This window comes from Sphingomonas sp. P4_G3 (genome assembly GCF_056401105.1).
Window position 1 is genome coordinate 239,823 of sequence record NZ_JBFUJZ010000004.1, and the last position, 21,034, is coordinate 260,856.

Consider the following 21,034-nt stretch of genomic DNA (forward strand, 5'->3'; position numbering starts at 1 on the left):
CGATATGGCGCCGGCCGCTTCCAGCGCGGTGCTGCCGCGCCATGTCGCCATCATCATGGACGGCAATGGGCGCTGGGCGAAGAAGCGCCATTTGCCGCGTATCGCGGGGCATCGCCAGGGCGTCGAGGCGGTCCGCAAGGTCACCCGCGCCGCTCGCGCGATGGGGATCGAGGCGATGACGCTCTATGCCTTCTCGTCGGAGAACTGGCGCCGCCCCGAGGAAGAAGTCGGCGATCTGATGGGATTGCTGCGGCATTTCATCCGTAGCGATCTCGACGAGCTTGTCCGCGAGAATGTGCGGCTGAGGGTGATCGGCGATTATCGCCGCTTCTCCCCCGATCTGGTCGCGATGATCGACGACGCGACCGGACGTACTGCGGCGAACACCGGCCCGTTGCTGGCGATCGCGCTCAATTACGGATCGCAGGCCGAACTAGCCGGTGTTGCCCAGGAACTCGCGCGTCGTGTCCGCGACGGCGCCATGGCGATCGAGGAGATCGATACCCAGGCGATCGAAAGCCTGCTCGACACGCACGATCTGCCGCCGCTCGATTTGTTGATCCGCACCTCGGGCGAGCAGCGACTGTCGAACTTCCTGCTGTGGCAGGCGGCCTATGCCGAATTGCTGTTCGTCGACACGCTGTGGCCCGATTTCGATGCGGAAACGTTGAGCGAGGCGATTGCCGCTTTCGGGCGGCGCCAACGTCGTTTCGGAGGCCTGTGAGCGACCGTCGCACGCGCTCGTCGAAGCGCCCTCCCGAATTGCTGATCCGCGCGGCGGTGGGCCTGGGCCTGATGGCGCTGGCGCTGGCCGCGGTGGTGCTTGGCGGATGGATATTCTGGCTGGTCGTCGCGGCGATGGCGATGGTCATGATCGCCGAATGGGCGGATTTGGCCGGCGCCACGGCTCGCGACAAGCGCGGCGCGATGCTGACCCTGGTTGTCCCGCTGACCGTGATGTCGCCCGCCACCTGGGGGCCGGGCTGGTTCGCTTTAGGAATCGTCGGTGCGGCGACTGTGTTCGTCACCGCGGTGTTCAAGCCGCGCGCGCTTGGGCTCGGCATTATCTATGTCGGCGTGCCGGTCCTGGCCTTGCTGGTCATTCGCGAAAACCGTGAGTTCGGGCTGATCTACACTTTGTGGACGCTGGCTTTGGTCTGGATGTGCGACATCGGAGCCTATTTCGCGGGCAAACATATCGGCGGGCCGAAGCTCGCGCCGACGATCAGCCCTAACAAGACCTGGGCCGGCCTGATCGGCGGCATCGCACTGGCGACCGCATTCGGGTGGTTCCTCCATTGGCAATACGGCCTCGCGGTGCGGTTGACGCTGGCGACTCCCTTCCTGGCGTTGCTCGCCCAAGGCGGCGACCTGTTCGAAAGCTGGCTCAAACGCCGAGCCGGAAGGAAGGATAGCGGGGCGTTGTTCCCCGGCCATGGCGGCGTGCTCGACCGGCTCGACGGGCTGGTGCCGGTAGCGCCGGCCGCCGCGTTCCTGATCGTCATCGTTCCTCTGCTCTACGTCTGGCGCCCGTGAAGACCGTTACCATTCTAGGTGCGACCGGGTCGGTCGGCACATCGACGCTCGACCTGATCGAGCGTGAGCCCGATCGTTTCAGCGTGCGGGCGCTGACCGCCAATTGCGACGTCGAGCGCCTTGCAGCGGCAGCGCGGCGAACGCGCGCCGAATTGGCGGTGGTCGCGGACGAGAGCTGCCTACCGGCCCTGCGCGAGGCACTACGCGGCACCGACACCAACGTCGCGGGCGGCGTGCTAGCGGTGTGCGATGCTGCGCGGTCGGGGGCCGATCTCACCGTCGGGGCGATCGTCGGCTGCGCCGGGCTGCAGCCGGTGATGGCGGCGGTGGAGCAGGGCGGCACGGTGGTGATCGCCAACAAGGAACCGCTGGTTTCGGCAGGAGAATTGGTGGTCGACGCAGCGCGGCGTTTCGGTGCGACGCTGTTGCCTGCCGATTCCGAGCACAATGCGATCTTTCAATGTTTCGATCGGGCCCAGGCGAAACACGTCCGCCGCATCATCCTGACCGCCAGCGGAGGGCCGTTTCGCGATTGGAGCCTGGAGCGCATGCGAGACGTCACGCCGCAACAAGCGGTAGCGCATCCCAATTGGACGATGGGCGCCAAGATTTCGGTCGATTCGGCGACGATGATGAACAAGGGTCTCGAACTGATCGAGGCGGCACGGCTGTTTCCGGTCGATCCGGACCGTATCGAGATCATCGTGCATCGCCAGTCGCTGGTCCATTCGCTGGTCGAATATGCCGACGGATCGGTGCTCGCGCAGCTCGGGCCGGCCGATATGCGCACCCCGATCGCTTATTGCCTCGCCTGGCCCGAACGGATGGCGACGCCGATGGCGCCGCTCGACCTGGTCGCGGTCGGCAGGCTGGATTTCGAAGCGCCCGACGACCGGCGTTTTCCGGCGCTGGCGCTGGCGCGGCGCGCGCTGACCGCGGGCGGCGCACGCCCGGCGATCCTCAACGCCGCCAACGAGATCGCGGTGGCGGCTTTTCTGGCCGGGAAAATCGGGTTCCTCGAAATTGCCGCAATCGTCGCCGATACGCTCGACGGCTACGATCCGCCCGCGCCCGAGACACTGGACGACGTACTGGCTATAGATGATGAAGCGCGTACCATCGCGGGCGAGCGTGTAGAGGATTGCGTTACCTGATGCAGAGTCCCAGCCTGATCCTGTACATAGTCGGCTTCGCGCTGTTGCTGGGGCCGCTCGTCTTCTTTCACGAGCTTGGTCATTACCTCGCCGCTCGGCTGTTCGGCATCAAGTCGGAAGTCTTCTCGATCGGATTTGGCCCGGAGATCACCGGCTGGACCGACAGAAGCGGGACCCGCTGGAAGCTGAGCTGGATTCCGCTCGGGGGCTATGTTCGCTTCGCCGGCGACATGAACCCCGCAAGCCAACCGGACCCCGCCTGGCTGGCGCTACCGCCCGCGGAACGCGCCCGTACCTTCCAGGCCAAGCCCTTGTGGCAGCGCGCGGTCGTCGTGCTGGCCGGTCCGGTGACCAATTTCTTCCTCGCTTTGCTGATCCTGATGGGATTCGCGCTGGCCTATGGCGACAATCGCACGCCTTCGACCGTGGCCGGTGTGGAAGCGGGCAGTGCCGCCGCCGCCGCGGGCTTGAAGGCGGGGGACAAAATCACTGCGTTGGGTGGACGCGCGGTCGAGACTTTCGAGGACTTGGCCTATTACGTCCAGCTTCGCGCCGGCGAGCGGGTCAGAATCGATTTCGATCGCAACGGCGTCGCGATGGCGAGCGACACGGTGATCGGCAAGCGACACGTCAAGGACAAGTTCGGCAACGAAGGCGATATCGGGATGCTGGGGGTTCGCGCCGCCCAGCCTGTGTTCGTGCGAGTCGGCGCGCTGCAGGCACCGGGTGTCGCTGCCAGGGAGCTTTGGGCGCTGGTCAGGCAGACCGGCCAGGGCCTTGGCCAGCTGATCTCCGGCCGCCGTCCGATTAAGGACATGTCAGGCGTCGTCGGCATGGTGAAATTCTCCGGCGAGCAGCTCAGCATGGGCTGGCCGGACTTCATCTGGCTGGTCGCGATCATCTCCATTAATTTGGGGTTCATCAATCTCTTGCCAGTCCCCATGCTCGACGGAGGGCATTTGCTGTTCTACGCGATCGAGGCTGTGCGGCGGCGTCCGGTGACGCCGGCGATCCAGGAATGGGCTTTTCGCGGCGGGCTGGCGGCGATCCTGTGCTTGTTCCTGGTCGTGACGTTCAACGATCTGGGCAAGGTGGGCTTGTGGCAGCATCTCGCCGGGTTGATCGGCTGAAGCGGTTAGGGCAGGGCGGGCGCGCCCGTAAATCACGCGACGGCAATGTCTCCGGCTGGGGTGGAATGGTGAAAGTTATCAATACGTCGAAGTTCGGAACGCGCGCCGTGACGGTGTTGCTCGCGGGAACAATGCTCTCGGGGGTCCCGGTGGCAGCTGCCGCCCAGACCGCCGCTGCGCCCGCCGCTCCCACACCCGCCGCTGCGGCACCGCAGACTGCTCCTGCCACGCCGCAGACCGCGCCCGCTGCGCCGACGTCGCCGGCTGTGGCGCCGCAGCGCGTCATCCGCTCTCTCCGCGTCGAGGGCTCGCAACGGATCGAGCCGGAAACGGTGCTGTCCTACACCAAGCTGCGCGTCGGCCAGGCCTATACCAACGAAACGCTCGATCAGGCGCTGCGCGACCTGCTCGCCAGCGATCTGTTTGCCGACGTGTCGATCGCCGGTGTCGAAACCGGCGAGATCGCGATCCGCATTCGCGAGAATCCGATCATCAACCGCGTGATCCTGGAGGGTAACAAGACTCTCAAGTCGGACAAGATCACCAAGGAAATCAAGCTCGCCCCGCGCCAGATCTTCACCCGCACCGCGGTGCGTCAGGACGTCGCGCGGATCGTCGAGCTCTATCGTCGCCAGGGCCGCTTCGCCGCGCGGATCGAGCCCAAGATGGTCAGCCTGGACCAGAACCGCGTCGACGTCGTGTTCGAGATCGATGAGGGACCCAAGAGCAAGGTCCGCGCGATCAACATCATCGGCAACAACGTCTTCTCCGATGGCAAGCTGCGCGAGCAGATGGTCACCAAACAGGCGCGGCTGACCCGCTTCATGTCGTCCAACACCTCATACGACCAGGATCGCCTGGCCTATGACCAGCAGAAACTGCGCCAATTCTACCTGACCCAGGGTTACGCCGATTTCCGCGTGACCTCGGCGGTGGCCGAGCTGACCCCGGACAAGAAGAACTTCATCATCACTTATGTGGTGGAAGAAGGTCCGCGCTATAAGTTCGGCAACGTCACGGTCGACAGCGATATCCGCGATTTCGACGACAACAAGCTGGCCACAGGCCTGGGGATCAACAAGGGCGATTGGTACAATGCCAAGCGCGTCGAGGATTCGGTCGACCGGCTTAACGAGACCGCCGGGCTGTTCGGCTATGCGTTCACCGACGTGAACCCGGAGTTCAACCGCGACCCCGACAAGCTGACCATGTCGATCAACTTCCACATCGCGGAAGCCAAAAGATCGTACATCGAAAAGATCGACATTACCGGCAACCGCAATACCCAGGACAAGGTCGTTCGCCGCGAAATCCGCCTGGCGGAAGGCGATGCGTTCAACAGTTTCCAGGTCAAGCGCTCGCAGGATCGCATCAACAGCCTGGGCTTCTTCCAGGACAAGTTCGAGATCAAGCAGGAGCAGGGTTCTGCTCCCGACCGCGTCGTGCTCAACGCGAATGTCGAGGAAAAGGCGACCGGCGAATTGTCGCTGTCGGCGGGCTATTCGAGCCTCGAGCGGTTCATCATCCAGGCCGGAATCACGCAACGCAATTTCCGCGGCAAGGGCCAGGAACTGCGCGCCAATGTCGATTATTCGGTCTATTCGAAGTCGGTCTCGCTGGGCTTTACCGAGCCGTATCTGTTCAACAAGAACGTCGCCGTCGGCGTCGACCTCTTCCGCCGCGACTATAACTCGTTCAACTATCTCGGCGACCAGCGTCAGACGACCTATTCGCAGGTTTCGACCGGCTTCCAGGTGCGTACCGGCGTGCCGATCACCGAATATTGGTCGCTGTCGGCGCGCTACGGCCTGACCTATGATGAAGTCGGACTCGACAAGTCGACTTATTATTCGGACACGAACGCGGACGGTATTCCGGATACCTGCGATCCGCTCAAGGCGGGGCGTTATTTGTGCGACGCGATCGGCAACCGCTTGTCGTCCGTTCTCGGCTATTCATTGGTCTATGACAGTCTCAACAGCCGTCTGAGGCCGACCGCGGGCAAGCGCCTGGTGCTGAGCCAGGACTTCGCTGGGCTCGGCGGCGACGTGCGCTATGTCCGGTCGCGCATCGAAGCGTCGAAATACATGAACCTCGGCCATAACTGGATTTTCTCGATCAGCGGCGAGGCGGGCTACATCGCCAGCCTGGAAAAGAGTCGTGGCGCTGGTATCGACAAGGTGCGCATCACCGATCGTTTCTATCTCGGCGAGCCGCAGATCCGTGGGTTCGACATTCGCGGCGTCGGCCCGCGTGTCCGTCGTATCAATTACCTCAATACGACCGACGCGAACGGCGTCGTCACCGCCCAGACACTTGATCCCGACAAGAAGAATTATATCGACGACGCCTTGGGTGGTCGGGCCTATTATCTCGTGCGGTTCGAGCTTCAGCCTCCGCTTTCGGGCGGCGTGCGCGAGCTGGGGCTTCGTCCGTCGATCTTCCTCGACGTGGGCGCCGTCTGGGGTGTAACCAAGCCGCAGCTGACGACATTCCCGTCCCATGTCGATGCCAGTGGGAAAACGATCTACGACCCGATCGTTACACCGGTGCGCAACGGCTCGGGCCAGTTGCTCTATAGCTACACCGATTCCACCGGCACACCCGTGTCGACGACCTGCGCGACCGGTATTCCCGATGCGAGCGGCAATTGCGTCGGCGGCACCGCCAACAACGCACTGACCACCTCGGCCGGACCGTTCCTCGAGCAGTTCCTCGGCGACACGCCGCGGCCGCGCGTCTCGATCGGCTTCGGGGTCAATTGGAATTCGCCCTTCGGGCCACTTCGCATCGACATCGCCAAGGCGCTTCTGCACTCGCCTGGCGACGATACAAAACTCATCACATTCAACGTAGGGACCCAATTCTGATGAATAGCATGACCAAATATCTCGGCATCGGCGCAGTGGCGCTGACGACCGGCCTGGCGCTGGCGCCCGCCGCGTCGGCGCAGTCCGTCGCCGTCGCCGACCCGCAGACCGCGATCCTGAAGACGGCGGCGTTCACCAATGCGATCGGCCAGATCAAGACCACCTACAAGACCGGGCTCGATCAGGCCGAAGCGATCCGCAAGGAGCTCGCGCCGCTGGAGCAGGCGTTCGACGCCAACAAGGATGGCCAGCTCGACGAATCCGAGCTCGCCAAGCTGCGCGCGTCGCCCAATTTCGCCTCGATCCAGCAGAAGGAACAGCAGGCTTCGACGGCGGAAATGCCTGCCCTGCGCGCCCGCGCTTACGCGATCGAACAGATCTCGGCCAAGTTCCAGCAGGCCTATGCCACGGTCAAGACGACCAAGCGCGTCAGTCTGGTGATCCGTCCGGAAGCGGCGCTCGATTTCGACGCCAATGCCGACATCACCGACGACATCACCGCCGAGCTCAACAAACTGGTGACCACGGTCAGCATCACCCCGCCGGCCAATTGGCAGCCGGGCGGCAACCCTGCCGGTGCTCCGGCGGCGCCGCGCGGCAATCCGCCAGCGGGCGTCCCTGGTGGCGCGCTGCCGCCGGCACCGACGCCCGCACCGTCGACCGGCAAGAAGCCGTCCGGACGGTGAGCGAAGAGGCGACGGCAGCCGCTTCCATCGGTCCGCTCGATATCGGGCGGGTGATGGCGGCGCTGCCGCACCGTTACCCGATGCTATTGGTCGACCGTGTCGAGGAATTGATCCTCGACCGATCGATCGCGGCGATCAAGGCGGTGACGATCAACGAAAGCTTCTTCCAGGGTCATTTCCCTGGACGTCCGATCATGCCCGGCGTGCTGATCGTCGAGGCGCTGGCGCAAGCGGCCGGCGTGCTGGCGGTCGAGAGTCTGGGCCTCGCGGGCTCGGGCAAGCTGGTCTATTTCATGGCGATCGACGAAGCCAAGTTCCGCAAGCCGGTTGAACCCGGCGTGCTGCTTCGGCTGGAAGTCGATTTCGTTCAGAAGCGCTCGTCGGTGTGTAAATTTGCGGGCCGGGCGCTGATTGATGGGCAATTGGCCGCGCAGGCGAACTTCACCGCGATGATCGCCGATCCACCAGCGGCGGCCTGACGCACCGGCCCCATGCGCCGCATATTATTGAGGGCATTTTCCGAGATAGTTGCGTCGCGCGGCACCCTCTGCTAGGCGCCGCGGCTTCGCTGCCGGTCGGAAACCGGCGGCTTTCAAAAGGATTTCGCGACGTGAAGAAAGACGCTCATCCCGATTACCACATGATCAAGGTCCAGATGACCGACGGCACCGTGTACGAAACGCGCTCCACCTGGGGCAAGGAAGGCGACACGATGACGCTCGAAATCGATCCCTTGTCGCACCCGGCCTGGACCGGCGGCCGCGGCCAGATGCTCGATGCGGGCGGTCAGGTGGCGCGCTTCAACAAGCGTTTCGGCGGGCTCTCGCTCACGAAGAAGTAAGCCGCGCCGCTTCGGCGGCTGCGTGACGTTCGACGCCGCGTTCCCTGCTGGGAGCGCGGCGTTCGCGTGTCGGGAGGGGGGCGTCCTTAACGCTGTCTTAGGCATCGCGTGCCTAGACTTTCCGTCATGGAAGCCAGGCAGATCAATATTTCGGCGGAATTCGAACCTGCGGTGATGAACCGCCGGCGGTCGCCGCGCGCACCCGTGTCGCTGGACGCCAAGCTGGGCAGGAGTGGGCTGGACCGGACATTGTGCCGCGTAACCGATTTGTCGCCCGAAGGCGCGCGCATCTCGACCTATTCGGCGCTCAAGAAGGACAGCGTGATCTGGCTGACTCTGCCCGGTGCCGGACAGATCGCGGCGACGGTCCGCTGGGCCGACGATTTCCAGGCGGGTTGCCTGTTCCACCGCACATTGCCCGACCATCTGTACGAAGCGCTGGTAGAGGTGGGCGCCGCCTGATCCGAAGGGCTGGGCCATCAAAAAGTAACCACGATGCGTTCTTGGTTAATGGAAGACGCTGAGAAATCTGATAAGTCGCTGAGATAATATCATGCGTCGCAAACCAGGCACCTCGCTCTACCATCCTCCCGCCCGCAAGCCGACGGTGATGCGCCGCTATGGCGCATTCGCCGGAATCGGGCTGCTGGTCGGTGCGGTGGCGGGACTGGGCTTGACGCAGATGCCCGTCGGCCAGGTCGCCGCCGTCACCTCAACCGCCGACAAAGACTGTGACCAGTCGCGCCGAGCCGCTCGTGCGAAACGTTGCGATGCGCAGCAATCGGCCAGTCATTGCGCGCCCAAGCCGCGCTGCGATCGCGGGGTTGATGAGCCGCGTCAGCGCGTCGCTAATCGATAAACGCCGCCAACTCGTCGGGCGAGCCGCTGGGGAACGCCTTTTTCAGATACGCCAGGAACGCGGACACGCGCCCGCTCAGAAGCCGGGCCGACGGATATAGCGCCCACAAGCTGGTCTCGGGCTCATCGACATCGGCCCATGCCACCAGCCGGCCGGCCGCCAGGTCATGGCTCACCAGCGAAAGCGGGAGGCGGCCAGCACCGACGCCTTGTCGAACCGCGTCGCGGGCCATCACCATCGACGAGAGCGACAGGATGGGATCGATCGCGATCGTCGACTGTCCGCTCGTCGTGATTACGTTCCAACAGCCCGTTAGATCGGCCGATCCACGCACGACGGCGCGAACCGCAGAACCGTCAATCGGCCGAACGAGCGCGGGTGCTGCCACGACGACCAGCCGGTCATGCAGGAAAGCCCGGCCGATCAGGCTCTCATCGGGTCGTGGGTTGACCCGTATGACCAGATCATAGCCCTCCTCGATCATGTCGACTGCGCGGTCCTCGGGCGTGACTTCGAGCCGGACCTGCGGATATTCGAGCACGAAGCCGGCGGCGAGCCTGCCCATCGCGATTTGCGAAAAGAGCGAAGGAGCGCTGATCCGCAGCCGGCCGCGGGGCGTGTCGCCGCCCGCCGCTATCGCCGCCGCCGTCTCGTTGAGCTCGGTAAGCAGCCGCGCGGTGCGTTCATGCAGCGCCCGACCTTCCTCGGTGAGCTTGAGATCGCGCCCGCCGCGCTCGAACAACCGCACCCCCAGGCCGGCCTCCAATTCCGACACCCGTCGGGACAGGGTCGCCTTGGGGCGTAGCGCCGCCCGCGCGGCGCGTCCGAACCCGCCATGCCTGGCGACTAGGTTGAAATCGGCGAGCGCGAGAAGGTCCATGTGTTCCACCAACGAGACGGCGTGTCCAGATATAGCGTCTATTGGCTCAAGTGTGGATCACTAATTTCAGAGGCGTCAATCACGACACTTCAGGAGACACATCATGACCATTCTCGTTATCGGCGCGACCGGCCGCGTCGGGCGCCATGTCGTCGATCAACTCGTCAACCGTGGCATCGCCGTGCGCGTGCTCACCCGCGATCCGCCGAAGGCGGATGTCCCCGCCGGGGTGGAGGTCGTGCAGGGCGACCTGCTCGATATCGACGCGCTGCGCGAGGCCTTCACCGGCGTCGATGCATTTTTCCTGCTCAACGCGGTGACCGGCGATGAATTCACCCAGGCGCTCATCGCGCTCAACATTGCGCGAGAAATGGGCGTCGATCGCCTTGTCTATCTGTCGGTGATCCATGCCGATCGGTTCGTGAATGTGCCGCACTTCGCGGTGAAATTCGGTGCCGAGCGGATGATCGAACAAATGGGCTTCAGCGCCACGATCCTGCGCCCGTCCTACTTCATCGACAATGAGCATATGAGCAAGGACGTCATTGTCGGCCACGGCGTCTATCCCATGCCGATCGGCGGCAAGGGTCTCGCCATGGTCGATGCGCGCGACATCGCAGAAGTCGCGGCGATCGAGCTTATCCGCCGTGCGCAGGCGCCGGATAAGCTGCCGGTCGAGACGATCAACCTCGTGGGCCCCGACACGCTGACCGGTTCGGACGTGGCCGCCATCTGGTCGGACCTCCTAGGTCGCCCTATCGTCTATGGTGGCGATGACCCCAGCGCGTTCGAGCAGAACCTGGCGAGCTTCATGCCGAAATGGGCAGCCTATGAGATGCGCCTGATGGCCGAGCGCTTTGTCAGCGACGGCATGATCCCGGAAGCCGGCGACGTCGAGCGTCTTACCCGGTTGCTGGGTCGCCCGCTTCATTCCTATCGCGACTTCGCCGCGGCGCTCGCCGCCTCGAAAAAGGTAGCGATGGTCTGAGACGTCGTTGAAGACGATCGGCGGGGCTGCTCTTGGAGAGCGGCCCCGTTGCGATCGAAACCTGCGCGGCGCGCCACGCCCGATGAGGATGATGAGTACTACGAGATCGTTATAACCGACTGATGATTATATGGATATTCTGTGTTATGCGGCTATCGGCGGGTTTCGGCGGCCTTTGGGGCTTAACGACGGCCATTTCGGTTTTTGGTCGGCGCCCGCATATCCCCTCTATCCTCCGCGCGCCCATCTCATCAAAGGGCAAGGGCTTGTTTCCTGGGTTGGCCCTGGGCGGCATTCGAAGCATCTTCCCAGGATTCCCAGACGGCAAGACGCTCAGCATAGGCCGCGCGCGCCATGGGTAGCCCTTCGGTGCCAAGGAAGAAGCGCAGCGGCGGCTGTTCCGAATCCACCACCTTGAAAAGGGACGTCGAGGTCGCGGCAGGATCGCCGAAATTCGTGGTTGCGCCGCCGGCAAATACCTGTGCTCGCGTCTCGGAATAGGCATCAATGCCCGTGGCGAGCTTCAGTGAGGATTGGCTCGAAAAGTCTGTTGCGTACGGACCGGGCTCCAGGAGCGTTACTTTGATGCCGAACTGCGCGACTTCCTTCGAAAGGCTCTCGTGGAGCGCTTCGAACGCCCACTTAGACGCGTGGTAGAAGCCAGTGATCGGGCCAGCATAGACCCCCGCGACGCTCGAGACGCCGATGATATGGCCGCCCTGCTGCGCACGCAGAAGTGGAAGGGCTGCCTGGATGACAGTGAGAGGACCAAATAGGTTGGTATCGAACTCGGCGAGAACCTCGGCCTCGCTCGCTTCCTCGATCGCGCCGACGAGCGCATAGCCGGCATTGTTCAAGACGATATCCAAACGGCCGAAATGCGCGTGAGCATTTGCGATGACATCGGCAACCTGGTCGCGGTTAGTCACGTCCAGCGCCAGAGGCAGGACGGCGTCGCCGAACTCATCGGCGAGGGCGCGATGTCGGCCAGCGATCGCGCGGTAGCAACGACCTTGTCACCCCGCTTGAGAGCGTCTTCAGCCCAGATGCGGCCAAATCCGCGTGAGGCCCCCGTGATGAACCAGACTTTCTCCGACATATGATCACCGTTTCCGTTTGAAGAGTAAGACGCGCGGCGCAATCCCGCACCATGAGCAAAATCAGACCGCCGGGAGGCCGGGATCGATTCCTGTCATCATCATCGAGACCTCCCACAGCCGCTTCGCGAGCGCTGGATCTTCGGCATGCGGCGCGCGCTTTGCTTCGCCGGCGACACCGCGAATTCCGCCAAAGCCGGTGGGACCGTAATAGCCTCCGGGCTTCACCTTGCCGGTCGCGGCCAGAAGTGCCGGCCACGCGCCCTTGTCAGCGCTGTTGAGTAGCAGGCCGACGATCGGGCCTGCGATCTGGGCAAGTCCCATGTGACGACCAAGGCTCGTTGCGGCGATGCCCGGGTGGACGCCGATCGCAGTGACGGGCGTCTTCGCCGCGCGCAGGCGACGATCCAGTTCGAAGAAAAACAACGCACTCGCCAGCTTGCTGGCGCCGTAGCGCTCGGTCTTGATGTAGTTCTTGTCGGCGTTGAGGTCGTCCCAATCGATCCTGGCTTTCAAGTGCGAGATGCTCGACGTTACGACCACGCGCGATTCCGGCGTCTGCGCGAGCTTGGGCAGCAGCAGATTGGTCAGCGCGAAGACTCCGAGATGGTTGACGCCGAATTGCAATTCGAACCCCTGCTTGGTCCGCATCAACGGGGGATTCATGACGCCGGCATTGTTGATCAGGCCGTCGAGGCGCGGTTCTTTCCCAGCAATTTCGACTGCCGCTCGCACGGAGTCCAGATTGCTAAGATCGAGCGGCAACCATGCTAGGTCGCTGGCGGGCGCGACCTTTCGGATCCGGGCGATCGCGTCTTCCCCCTTTGCTTGATCGCGGCAGCCAAGCAGAACACGTGCGCGCCGGGCGGCGAGGACACGCGCGATCTCGAAACCGACGCCGGCATTGGCGCCCGTAACGATGAAGGTCTTGCCGGACTGGTCCGGAACATCGGCTTCGGTGAAGCCCTTAGTTTTCGGCATGGCGGTTTCTTTCAAATGAAGGTGCAGATGGCTGCTTGGGGGTTCGATGGGTCGACCGTCCCGCAAGCCAGCTCTTCGTCGTATGCCCACAGCCCACGGGATCGGTCACGAATGGAGCGCACCTGGCCGCTTGCGGTGATAGGTTTGCATGGAACGGTCGGTTCGATGGCCGGCCTCTGAACATCGGTCATTGTTTTGGCTGCACCCATGGATTAAGTGGAAAGCTGATCCGTTTATATATATTCGGAATAGCGTTCCGTTTATCAAGGCCTATGTCAGAAAAATTTTCACCCCGCGCACGAAAGCTGCGCACCGATGGTCTCCGCAATCGCGATCTGCTGCTTGAAGCGGCCAAGGCGGCGTTCGCGGAGATGGGCGTTGACGTACCGCCAGGCGATGTAGCGAAGCGCGCGGGTGTCGGCATCGGTACGCTCTATCGCCATTTCCCGACCCGAGATGCTCTCGTGGCAGGGGTTTATGCACGCGAAGTCGAACAACTGAGCGAGGCAGCCATTACGTTGCTCGAAAAGCATCCGGCCGATGAGGCTTTGGCGCTGTGGCTGGATCGGGTGATCGACTATGTGGCGGCAAAGCGAGTGATCGCCGACATATTGCGGGCCGATACACAAGGCGCACAACTCCACGGCAGTTCGGAGGCCACCTTGTCCGAAGCACTGCGTCGTCTGGTAGATGAGGCGCGGGCGGCGGGTACGATCCGCGCGGAAATCTGTTTTGAGGACGTTGCCCGTATGATGGCCGGCATCTGCAGCGGCATCGATCAGCCAGACTGGGAAGGCAGCGCGCGGCGTCTGCTTGGCGTGATGATGGCGGGGCTGCAGGCAACGCTTTAGCCCTAATGCGCTGACAACGTTGCGGATCACCGTTTTAGAAACGACCAGACAGTCATCGTCCTGGCAGCATTGACGTTATATTCGACAGGAAAGCGGGAGTCGGCGTGCGCGTCGCCGTCCAGCCCTCCACATTCCTGCTGTTGAACAGAGGCGAACCGGCCTTTGGCGGATATTGGCCTCGCGAGCGAGGCGGCGGCGAAGCCTAGCGGAAGGAGCGCCGAGAATTCACCATGAGCAATCAGGCCCGGGCAGCGGCAAAGCGTCGGCGCCGCAACCATGCCATCGCCCAACGCGGATCCGGTGACCGGAGCGCCGCGAAGGAACCGTCGCCCGCTACCGCCTGAATGCCAAGAAGCGCCAGCCAGACGAGCGGCAGTTCGGCTCCAGCCTTGGTGAAAAAGAAGCCATTGCGTGTCATCCAAAAGTGAGCCGCGCCGAGCATCATCGGCATGGCATAGCCGGCGACATATCTGGTCAGGACGCCCGGGATCAGCAGCAGGGCGCCGGCAAGCTCTGCCGAAAGGACATAGGCAGGAACGAAGGACGGATATCCCGCCTTGAGCAGATTTCCCCACCAGGCATCGAGCCCGCCGGGCAAAATCGCGAACTTCCAATAGAGATGCGCAATAAAGAGTGACCCCAGGAGCAGTCGGAGCAGTAATGCCGCTCTGCCGGAGGCCGACGCGCCTCGCGCTGGTGCATTCCCCATGTTCCGCTCCCCGGCCGCGCATCCCCGCAGTCGCCAGATAGCGCTGTTGGACGACTATCCGCAACGCGTGGTGCGAGGCCAGATTGGCTAACTCGTTCGCAAGTTGGGTGGGCGCCTTCGCCATAAGGGCTCAGCCGCCTCGTATGCCGCGCCGAACTGTAACGACGTCATTTCCTGGTGGTTCGGAGCGATGATCTGGAGGCCGATCGGCAGGCCGGTGCGGCTGAACCCTGCCGGAACCGCCAGCGACGGCGTCCCCGCGAGCGTGACGAGACAGACGCCTTTCATCCATTCGTGATAGGTGCGCATCTGCTTGCCGGCGATTTCGGTCGGCCATGGCTGGGCGATGTCGAACGGAAAAAGCTGCGCGGTCGGCGCCACCAGCACGTCGAACTGCTCGAACAAGCGGCCGAACGCCGCGCTCCAGCCGGCGCGCACCGCCGAGGCTGCCTGGATATCGCTCGGGCTCAACCGGCTGGCGAGGTCGAGCTCGAACAGGGCCTGCGTATTGAGCTGCGCGCGTTTCGCCGGGTCGCGCGCAATATCGGCCAAGGGCGCTGCCGACTGCCAGGCCCTGAGCGTCACGAACGCCTGCCATGCCCTTTCGATGTCGAAGGCGGGCAGGGCTTCGCCAATGGTGCAGCCGATTGCCGCGAATCGACCCAGCGATGCGCGGCAAACCGCCAGAACTTCGGGTTCGGACGTGATGGCGCCGCCGAAATCGCCGAGCCAGCCGACGCGTTTCCCGCGGAGGTCGGCCTGCAGCGAGCCTGCGAACCGGGCGCCGCTGCTCTCCATCGACAGCGGCGCGCGCGGGTCATAGCCGGCCTGGACCGAGAGCAGCATCGCCAGATCGGATACCGTCCGCGCCATCGGCCCGGCGACGCCCATGGACGGCAGCCATGCGTCGGGGCCGTCCAGCGGCACCCGACCAAAGCTCGTCCGGAACCCGCACACATTGTTCCAGCCAGCGGGATTGCGCAGGCTGCCGCCATAATCGGATCCGTCGGCCAGCGGCAGCATCCGCAGAGCGAGCGCCACGGCGGCGCCACCGCTGCTGCCACCCGCGGAACGCGAAGGGTCGTAGGCGTTGTGCGTCGGGCCGAACACGCGGTTATAGGTATGCGAGCCCAAGCCGAATTCGGGCGCGTTGGTCTTGCCGATGAAGATGACCCCGGCAGCGCGAAGTCGCTCGGTCGGCAAATTGTCCCGTGTCGCGATCCGATCTCGGAACAGCGGCGAACCGCCGGCCGTGAACCGAAAACCCTTTAAGGACGCGAGGTCTTTGACGGCGTGGGGCAAACCGCATAGCAGCCCGACCGTCGCCCCGCTCGCCAGTTCGGCGTCCCTGACCCGCGCTGCGCGCAGCAGTTCTTCGGGCTCGCCCATCGACACGACGGCGTTGAACCTGCCGTTCGACAGGTCGATCTGGCGGAGGCAGGCTTGCATGACCTCGACACACGATACTTGCCTGGTTCGGATAAGCTTCAGGAGTGCCCGCGCCTCGAGCCCCATCAGTTCGGATGTTTGCGTGGCAGCTGCGGAACCGCCCGCGGCGGCCAAGGCGAACCCGCTTGCCGCCCAGCCGAGAACGGTCCGGCGGTCCGGAGTCGTGATCGATGATGACATTTCAGCCCCCGCCGGTTCCCATCCAGAATACAGCAGACCATGAAAATGGCAGCTTGCGCCATCTCTAAGTTCGACGTTCTTCGCGCCCGGTTGTCCGCGCGCCACTCGGTCAACGTAAAACGGCTTCTATCCGAATAGCTTCCGGCCATTCATCCGCCCTTCGCATCGGGCGTTGAAACGGGCTTATGGTGGAGGCTCGCCGGCGAGGGCGGTTACTGCCTGTCGAATACCAGCAGCTGCGCGAAAGCCTGACCCTTTCTGTTGGTGCCCTTGTCGGTGATGGTTAGCACCTTTCCGTCCCGCGAGACCGTCCGCACGGCAACGCCAACCGTTTTGCCGCCCCGTTTTTCCTCTGACCTGACGGTCCAGGCGTCGATGCGCACGGCGGTCAGCGTGTCGTAGCTTGCCGAGCCGAGCATCGGATAATCGTTCCCGTCATAGGCGTAGGCGTAGCTGACCTGCATCTTCTCGCCTTTGGCATCGACGCCCGTCCAGGTGACGGCAACCCCTTCCGGCGTGGCCTGATATGTCCGGACCTGGCTCTGCCATCCCGGACCGGGGGTGAATTGTGACTTCGCCACGTTCAGCCGCCACGTCCCCAGGACCGGATCGTCGGCGGACGCCGCGTGCGCCGACGACAGCGATAGCCCGACAATGAATCCGACGATGATCGCTAGAAGACGTTTGCTCACGGTGTTTCTCCTCCAAGCCAGCGACTGATTGCAGGGGGGGGCGGATGCCCTATCGGGCTATTGTGGGTATTCTTTCCAAGAGCCAAAGTGCCGTGAAGTTCGCACCGTTCACCGGCTCGCATCCAGCACCGGAGGCGGCCCAAAGAAACCCGTAACGCGACGGATAAGGCCGTCTGGTGCGAGCTCGTAGAAATCCATCCCCTGCGTCGGCCTCTTGCCGTTGGGTTCGAGCAGCAACCAGGTTACGCGCATGGTGCGGTGATGGATTTGCGGAGCGCTGCACCGAAACCTCGCGCCTGGATACTGCCGCTGAAACCTCCCGATTTCGTCGCTCAAGGCGGCGCGGCCGGTGACATAGGTCGGCGTAGGATCGCTATAAACGCCGTCGCGGGCAAATACTCGCCTCAGCAGGATGTCTCGTTTCGTGCGGTCTGTTGTGTTCCACGCCGCACAATGGCCCGCAACCGCCGCGGCTGGCGTCAGACGCGATGCGGAACCGGTATCCTTTATTGCTGCCGCCATCGTTACTGGGGCCATGGCGGCCAGCAAGATTGTGCGCGGAATGGCCCTTGGCCCTATCGACATCGCTGGCGCTCCCCAAAACCAGGCGGGATGCTACCAGAGATTGCGGGAAGCCGCATCCAAACATGGGTACAGTGGGCGCGGGCGCCTAGGCACGGCTTCTGGACATCAAACTGTGGCGCTGGCGGAGAGGGTGGGATTCGAACCCACGGTGGGCGTTAACCCACGGCGGTTTTCAAGACCGCTGCCTTAAACCACTCGGCCACCTCTCCGCGCGCGAGCAGCGCTTTGCGCAAGGGCGGCGATTTGTGCAAGTCGTGCGACGATGGGATTTCACCTTTGCGGCGCGCTGTGGCACGGTCTGCCGATGCGCGGACGGGGTATGATGGGGCGAATGGCGGCGGCGATCACGCTGGCCGCCGGGTTGTGGCTGGCGACAGGGTCGGCGAACGCACAGGACGATGCGGCGTTTCAGGCCTATCTGCAAAGCGTGCGCGGCCACGCGATTGCCCAGGGAGTGAAGCCGTCGAGCGTCGATTCGGTGCTGGCCGGGCTCACTTTCAATCAACGCGTGATCGATCTCGACCATGCCCAGCCGGGAGGCAATCCGGCCAACCCGACCAATAGCGCGTCGCCGCCTTTCGCGCCTTATTTGCGCAGCCATGTCGATGCCGCCCGAATCGGGCAGGGCAGGGCGAAGTACCTCGCCGAACGTGCGCATCTGCGCAGCATCGAGACCCAAACTGGGGTTCCCGAATCGATCATGGTCGCGATCTGGGGGCATGAGACCAATTACGGTCGGATCATGGGCAATTTCGACCTGCCGCGCGCCTTGGCGACCCTGGCCTATGACGGCCGTCGCCGCTCGCTGTTCGAAGGCGAATTGATCGCCTCGATGAAGATGGTCGATCGCGGTGTCGCGCGCAGCCAACTTATCGGCAGCTGGGCGGGCGCGATGGGCGGGCCGCAATTCCTGCCGTCGGTCTATCTGCGCATGGCGCGCGATGGCGACGGCGATGGCCGCGCCGACATCTGGAACAGCGACGCCGATACGCTCGCCTCGATCGGCAATTATTTCTACAATGCCGGCTGGCGACGCGGGCAGCCTTGGGGCCTTGCCGTCTCGGTACCGGCGACCTTCGATCGCTCGGGTGTCACCAACAAGCTGATCTCGCCGCGCTGCCCCAAAGTGTTCGCTCGACAAAGCGGCTGGCGATCGATCGCCGAATGGCGCGCGCTGGGAATCGTGCCGCAATCCAAGGCATGGCCGGCGGCCAACGTGCAGGCGACGCTGATCGAGCCGGACGGGCCGGGCAAAACGGCCTATCTGCTGACCGGCAATTACCGGGTCATCCTCGATTACAATTGTTCGAATTTTTATGCGTTGAGCGTGGGGCTGCTGGCGGATGCGGTTGAATAAAGGGGCGTTCGGGACCGGACTTGGGGCATGCCTGGTCCGGATGGGGTGCGTGGGGAGCGGTGGGTCTGGCGACGGACCGCGCCTGCCCGATCCGGCCTATGGCAATGTGCCGCAGGGCGGTTATCCACAGACCTATCCACCATCTGTTCCACAAGCGGCGGCGCAGCCGACACCGCTCTCCGCCGACGAAGCCGATGCCGGGCCGCCATCATCGGATGGCCCCCGTGCCACGTCGGGACGCGGCGAGTCGCGCTACGATGAAGTCGGCTATGCCACCTGGTACGGCGACGAGCTGGCCGGCGGGCGCACAGCATCGGGCGTTCCGTTCGATCCCAAGGGCTTCACCGCGGCGCATCGCACGTTGCCGCTCGGTTCCTATGCCGAAGTGACCGCGCTCGACACGGGGCGCACGATCCTGGTCCAGATCAACGATCGCGGGCCGCGCCAGAGCAATTTGCTGATCGATCTCTCACAAGGTGCGGCGCGGACGCTGGGCATTACCGGACGTGAGGCTGTACGCATCCGCGCGGTCACTGCCAGCCCGTCCGACCTCGCAGCGCTGCGCGCGGGCGAGCCCGGGGTGCCGCGGCTGGATACGCCGCCGTCGTTGCTCTCCGGGCTCCGCCAGCGGCTGACTGGCCCTCCGGCTCCCGTCGCTGGGCCACCGAAGATCCAGCCGCGCCCACCGCTTGTCCGTATCCCACCCGAACCCCAAGCGGCCAAGCCGCCGGTCAGGAAGCCGATTCCGGCCGCCCCGATCGCCGGTGGATTCTACGTTCAGGTGGCAGCCTTTTCGAGCCAACCGCGCGCCGCCGCGCTCGCCAGGAGCCTGGGCGGACAGATCATGCCCGCCGGCCAGCTATGGCGCGTGCGGATGGGCCCCTATGCGACGAAAAATCAGGCCAGCGAGGCACGTGACGCGGCAGCGGCGCGGGGCTATGGCGATGCTCGTGTGGTCCGCCAGGACTGATCTTACCCCTGCTTTAGCGTACGGACTGTTGTCACCATGACCTTTATGCCCAAGATGATCCACCTGAGCGCTGCCTCCGCTCTGGTCCTGGCCGCCATGCCGGCCACTGCCGCCGCGCCGACCTTCGATACCCCGGCGCCCGTCGCCTATATGGTCGACCTGTCGTCCGACGCGGTGCTCTACGCCAAGGACATCGATCACCGCATGCCGCCGGCGTCGCTGGCGAAGATGATGACGGTCTATGTCGTGTTCGACATGCTCAAAAAGGGGCAGCTCAAGGCCGACCAGCAATTCACGATGAGCCCGGAAACCTGGAAGAAGTGGCACAGCCAGGGATCGACCATGTTCCTGAAAGCCGATGAGAGCGTCAGCGTCGACAATCTGCTCAAGGGCATCGTCACCTTGTCGGGCAACGACGCCTGCGTCGTGCTGGCGGAAGGTGTCTCCGGCACCGAACCGGCGTTTACCGACCGGATGAACGAAGCGGCGAAGAAGCTCGGCCTGACCAACAGCCATTTCGGCACGTCGAACGGCTGGCCGGACAATGGCGTGACCTATGTGACGGCGCGCGACCTCGCCAAGCTGGCCGAGGCGACGATCCGCGACTTCCCGGATCTCTACAAACGCTATTACGCATTGCCGAATTTCACCTGGGGCACCCAGATGAACGGCTCGGCGATCGATCAGGCCAATCGCGATCCGTTGCTCGGCATCGTTGCCGGCGCCGACGGGCTGAAGACCGGGCATACCGAGGAAGCCGGCTACAGCTTCGTCGGGTCGGCGATCCAGAACGGCCGTCGCCTGGTGATGGTGGTCGCCGGGTTCACCGGCTTCAACCAGCGCAAGGAAGAATCGGTCAAGTTCATGAACTGGGGCTTCCGCGCCTGGCAATCGCATCCGATCGTCGCCAAGGGCAAGCAGATCGCCACTGCCGAGGTCCAATTGGGATCGTCGAGCAGCGTCGGGCTGGTCGCGGCGGACAATCTGGCGATGACGGTGCCGTCGGGCACCACGCCCAACACCAATGCCAAGGTCGTCTATGACGGTCCGCTCAAGGCGCCGATCAAGGCGGGCGACCATGTCGCCGACCTGGTCGTGACCTCGCCTGGCATGCCCGATCAGCGCTTCCCGCTGGTCGCCGACAAGGATGTCGGCCAGGCCGGGTTCTTCGGCCGCGCCTGGACCGGGTTGATGCAGTTGTTCGGCGGCTGACGCACAC

General features: G+C 64.0%; 22 protein-coding genes and 1 tRNA gene. 15 read left to right on the top strand and 8 right to left on the bottom strand.

Annotated elements, in window-relative coordinates:
* The first annotated feature begins 4 nt into the window (after window positions 1-4).
* From AC1DQQ_RS12965 to AC1DQQ_RS13010, 10 genes are all read left to right on the top strand, one after another.
* Entirely contained in the window at window positions 5-724 is a 720-nt protein-coding gene (locus tag AC1DQQ_RS12965) for an isoprenyl transferase (protein ID WP_478030465.1), read from the top strand.
* Entirely contained in the window at window positions 721-1,536 is an 816-nt protein-coding gene (locus AC1DQQ_RS12970; RefSeq protein WP_478045420.1) for a phosphatidate cytidylyltransferase, read from the top strand. Before AC1DQQ_RS12965 ends, AC1DQQ_RS12970 begins: the two co-directional genes overlap by 4 nt.
* Complete coding sequence (locus AC1DQQ_RS12975; RefSeq protein WP_478045421.1) at window positions 1,533-2,690, top strand: 1-deoxy-D-xylulose-5-phosphate reductoisomerase; 1,158 nt, start codon at window positions 1,533-1,535, stop codon at window positions 2,688-2,690. Before AC1DQQ_RS12970 ends, AC1DQQ_RS12975 begins: the two co-directional genes overlap by 4 nt.
* On the top strand, window positions 2,687-3,820 hold the full coding sequence (locus AC1DQQ_RS12980) for a M50 family metallopeptidase (RefSeq protein WP_478045540.1): 1,134 nt from the start codon (window positions 2,687-2,689) through the stop codon (window positions 3,818-3,820). The genes AC1DQQ_RS12975 and AC1DQQ_RS12980 overlap by 4 nt, the downstream gene beginning before the upstream one ends.
* Window positions 3,821-3,885: 65 nt before the next feature.
* Window positions 3,886-6,690, top strand: coding sequence for an outer membrane protein assembly factor BamA (gene bamA, locus AC1DQQ_RS12985; protein WP_478030108.1), 2,805 nt, complete (start codon window positions 3,886-3,888; stop codon window positions 6,688-6,690).
* Entirely contained in the window at window positions 6,690-7,376 is a 687-nt protein-coding gene (locus tag AC1DQQ_RS12990) for an OmpH family outer membrane protein (RefSeq protein WP_478030109.1), read from the top strand. Before bamA ends, AC1DQQ_RS12990 begins: the two co-directional genes overlap by 1 nt.
* The gene (fabZ, locus tag AC1DQQ_RS12995; RefSeq protein ID WP_478030110.1) at window positions 7,373-7,855 is read left to right on the top strand and encodes a 3-hydroxyacyl-ACP dehydratase FabZ; all 483 of its coding nucleotides are present in this window, start codon (window positions 7,373-7,375) and stop codon (window positions 7,853-7,855) included. The genes AC1DQQ_RS12990 and fabZ overlap by 4 nt, the downstream gene beginning before the upstream one ends.
* 131 nt (window positions 7,856-7,986) lie before the next feature.
* The gene (gene rpmE, locus AC1DQQ_RS13000; protein WP_066806082.1) at window positions 7,987-8,217 is read left to right on the top strand and encodes a 50S ribosomal protein L31; all 231 of its coding nucleotides are present in this window, start codon (window positions 7,987-7,989) and stop codon (window positions 8,215-8,217) included.
* 126 nt (window positions 8,218-8,343) lie between these two features.
* Window positions 8,344-8,679, top strand: a complete 336-nt coding sequence (locus tag AC1DQQ_RS13005) for a PilZ domain-containing protein (protein ID WP_478030111.1) — start codon at window positions 8,344-8,346, stop codon at window positions 8,677-8,679.
* A 91-nt stretch (window positions 8,680-8,770) separates the two neighbouring features.
* The gene (locus AC1DQQ_RS13010; protein ID WP_478030112.1) at window positions 8,771-9,076 is read left to right on the top strand and encodes a hypothetical protein; all 306 of its coding nucleotides are present in this window, start codon (window positions 8,771-8,773) and stop codon (window positions 9,074-9,076) included.
* Here the strand turns inward: AC1DQQ_RS13010 and AC1DQQ_RS13015 are convergent.
* A complete protein-coding gene (locus AC1DQQ_RS13015; protein WP_478030113.1) occupies window positions 9,066-9,956 on the bottom strand; it encodes a LysR family transcriptional regulator in 891 nt (296 codons plus the stop codon). The genes AC1DQQ_RS13010 and AC1DQQ_RS13015 overlap by 11 nt on opposite strands.
* Window positions 9,957-10,059: 103 nt before the next feature.
* On the opposite strand from AC1DQQ_RS13015, the gene AC1DQQ_RS13020 reads away from it, so the two are divergent.
* Entirely contained in the window at window positions 10,060-10,944 is an 885-nt protein-coding gene (locus AC1DQQ_RS13020; protein ID WP_478045422.1) for an SDR family oxidoreductase, read from the top strand.
* 251 nt (window positions 10,945-11,195) lie between these two features.
* On the opposite strand, the gene AC1DQQ_RS13025 is transcribed toward AC1DQQ_RS13020, so the two are convergent.
* Window positions 11,196-11,939, bottom strand: a complete 744-nt coding sequence (locus tag AC1DQQ_RS13025; protein ID WP_478030467.1) for an SDR family NAD(P)-dependent oxidoreductase — start codon at window positions 11,937-11,939, stop codon at window positions 11,196-11,198.
* A 165-nt stretch (window positions 11,940-12,104) separates the two neighbouring features.
* Window positions 12,105-13,088: an oxidoreductase gene (locus AC1DQQ_RS13030; RefSeq protein ID WP_478045423.1), complete on the bottom strand. Its 984-nt coding sequence runs from the start codon at window positions 13,086-13,088 to the stop codon at window positions 12,105-12,107.
* 206 nt (window positions 13,089-13,294) lie between these two features.
* Between AC1DQQ_RS13030 and AC1DQQ_RS13035 the strand changes: the two genes are divergently transcribed.
* The gene (locus AC1DQQ_RS13035; protein WP_478045424.1) at window positions 13,295-13,873 is read left to right on the top strand and encodes a TetR/AcrR family transcriptional regulator; all 579 of its coding nucleotides are present in this window, start codon (window positions 13,295-13,297) and stop codon (window positions 13,871-13,873) included.
* 238 nt (window positions 13,874-14,111) lie between these two features.
* On the opposite strand, the gene AC1DQQ_RS13040 is transcribed toward AC1DQQ_RS13035, so the two are convergent.
* The 5 genes from AC1DQQ_RS13040 to AC1DQQ_RS13060 all read right to left on the bottom strand — a co-directional run bounded on the left by AC1DQQ_RS13040 (window position 14,112) and on the right by AC1DQQ_RS13060 (window position 17,697).
* The gene (locus tag AC1DQQ_RS13040) at window positions 14,112-14,582 is read right to left on the bottom strand and encodes a DoxX family protein (protein ID WP_478040900.1); all 471 of its coding nucleotides are present in this window, start codon (window positions 14,580-14,582) and stop codon (window positions 14,112-14,114) included.
* A gap of 87 nt (window positions 14,583-14,669) precedes the next feature.
* Window positions 14,670-16,211: an amidase gene (locus tag AC1DQQ_RS13045; protein WP_478040901.1), complete on the bottom strand. Its 1,542-nt coding sequence runs from the start codon at window positions 16,209-16,211 to the stop codon at window positions 14,670-14,672.
* A 212-nt stretch (window positions 16,212-16,423) separates the two neighbouring features.
* A complete protein-coding gene (locus tag AC1DQQ_RS13050; RefSeq protein ID WP_478040902.1) occupies window positions 16,424-16,903 on the bottom strand; it encodes a hypothetical protein in 480 nt (159 codons plus the stop codon).
* A gap of 108 nt (window positions 16,904-17,011) precedes the next feature.
* Window positions 17,012-17,488, bottom strand: a complete 477-nt coding sequence (locus AC1DQQ_RS13055; protein ID WP_478040903.1) for a nuclear transport factor 2 family protein — start codon at window positions 17,486-17,488, stop codon at window positions 17,012-17,014.
* Window positions 17,489-17,607: 119 nt separating this feature from the next.
* A tRNA-Ser gene (locus AC1DQQ_RS13060) sits at window positions 17,608-17,697 on the bottom strand.
* A gap of 95 nt (window positions 17,698-17,792) precedes the next feature.
* Here AC1DQQ_RS13060 and AC1DQQ_RS13065 point away from each other — a divergent pair.
* Genes AC1DQQ_RS13065 through AC1DQQ_RS13075 form a run of 3 tightly spaced genes read left to right on the top strand, consistent with a single transcriptional unit; the run spans window position 17,793 to window position 21,027 of the window.
* Window positions 17,793-18,845: a lytic murein transglycosylase gene (locus tag AC1DQQ_RS13065; RefSeq protein ID WP_478030470.1), complete on the top strand. Its 1,053-nt coding sequence runs from the start codon at window positions 17,793-17,795 to the stop codon at window positions 18,843-18,845.
* Window positions 18,846-18,894: 49 nt separating this feature from the next.
* Window positions 18,895-19,815: a septal ring lytic transglycosylase RlpA family protein gene (locus tag AC1DQQ_RS13070; RefSeq protein WP_478045425.1), complete on the top strand. Its 921-nt coding sequence runs from the start codon at window positions 18,895-18,897 to the stop codon at window positions 19,813-19,815.
* A 54-nt stretch (window positions 19,816-19,869) separates the two neighbouring features.
* A complete protein-coding gene (locus tag AC1DQQ_RS13075) occupies window positions 19,870-21,027 on the top strand; it encodes a D-alanyl-D-alanine carboxypeptidase family protein (RefSeq protein ID WP_478045541.1) in 1,158 nt (385 codons plus the stop codon).
* The last annotated feature ends 7 nt before the right edge of the window (window positions 21,028-21,034 follow it).

What these genes read in the sequence shown, in the direction of transcription:
- AC1DQQ_RS12965 (WP_478030465.1), top strand. Translation starts at nt 5, where the DNA reads ATGGCGCCGGCCGCTTCCAGCGCGGTGCTGCCGCGCCATGTCGCCATC.
- bamA (WP_478030108.1), top strand. Translation starts at nt 3,886, where the DNA reads ATGGTGAAAGTTATCAATACGTCGAAGTTCGGAACGCGCGCCGTGACG.
- AC1DQQ_RS12990 (WP_478030109.1), top strand. Translation starts at nt 6,690, where the DNA reads ATGAATAGCATGACCAAATATCTCGGCATCGGCGCAGTGGCGCTGACG.
- AC1DQQ_RS13005 (WP_478030111.1), top strand. Translation starts at nt 8,344, where the DNA reads ATGGAAGCCAGGCAGATCAATATTTCGGCGGAATTCGAACCTGCGGTG.
- AC1DQQ_RS13010 (WP_478030112.1), top strand. Translation starts at nt 8,771, where the DNA reads ATGCGTCGCAAACCAGGCACCTCGCTCTACCATCCTCCCGCCCGCAAG.
- AC1DQQ_RS13015 (WP_478030113.1), bottom strand. Translation starts at nt 9,956, where the DNA reads ATGGACCTTCTCGCGCTCGCCGATTTCAACCTAGTCGCCAGGCATGGC.
- AC1DQQ_RS13020 (WP_478045422.1), top strand. Translation starts at nt 10,060, where the DNA reads ATGACCATTCTCGTTATCGGCGCGACCGGCCGCGTCGGGCGCCATGTC.
- AC1DQQ_RS13035 (WP_478045424.1), top strand. Translation starts at nt 13,295, where the DNA reads ATGTCAGAAAAATTTTCACCCCGCGCACGAAAGCTGCGCACCGATGGT.
- AC1DQQ_RS13040 (WP_478040900.1), bottom strand. Translation starts at nt 14,582, where the DNA reads ATGGGGAATGCACCAGCGCGAGGCGCGTCGGCCTCCGGCAGAGCGGCA.
- AC1DQQ_RS13045 (WP_478040901.1), bottom strand. Translation starts at nt 16,211, where the DNA reads ATGTCATCATCGATCACGACTCCGGACCGCCGGACCGTTCTCGGCTGG.
- AC1DQQ_RS13055 (WP_478040903.1), bottom strand. Translation starts at nt 17,488, where the DNA reads ATGTCGATAGGGCCAAGGGCCATTCCGCGCACAATCTTGCTGGCCGCC.
- AC1DQQ_RS13065 (WP_478030470.1), top strand. Translation starts at nt 17,793, where the DNA reads ATGCGCGGACGGGGTATGATGGGGCGAATGGCGGCGGCGATCACGCTG.
- AC1DQQ_RS13075 (WP_478045541.1), top strand. Translation starts at nt 19,870, where the DNA reads ATGATCCACCTGAGCGCTGCCTCCGCTCTGGTCCTGGCCGCCATGCCG.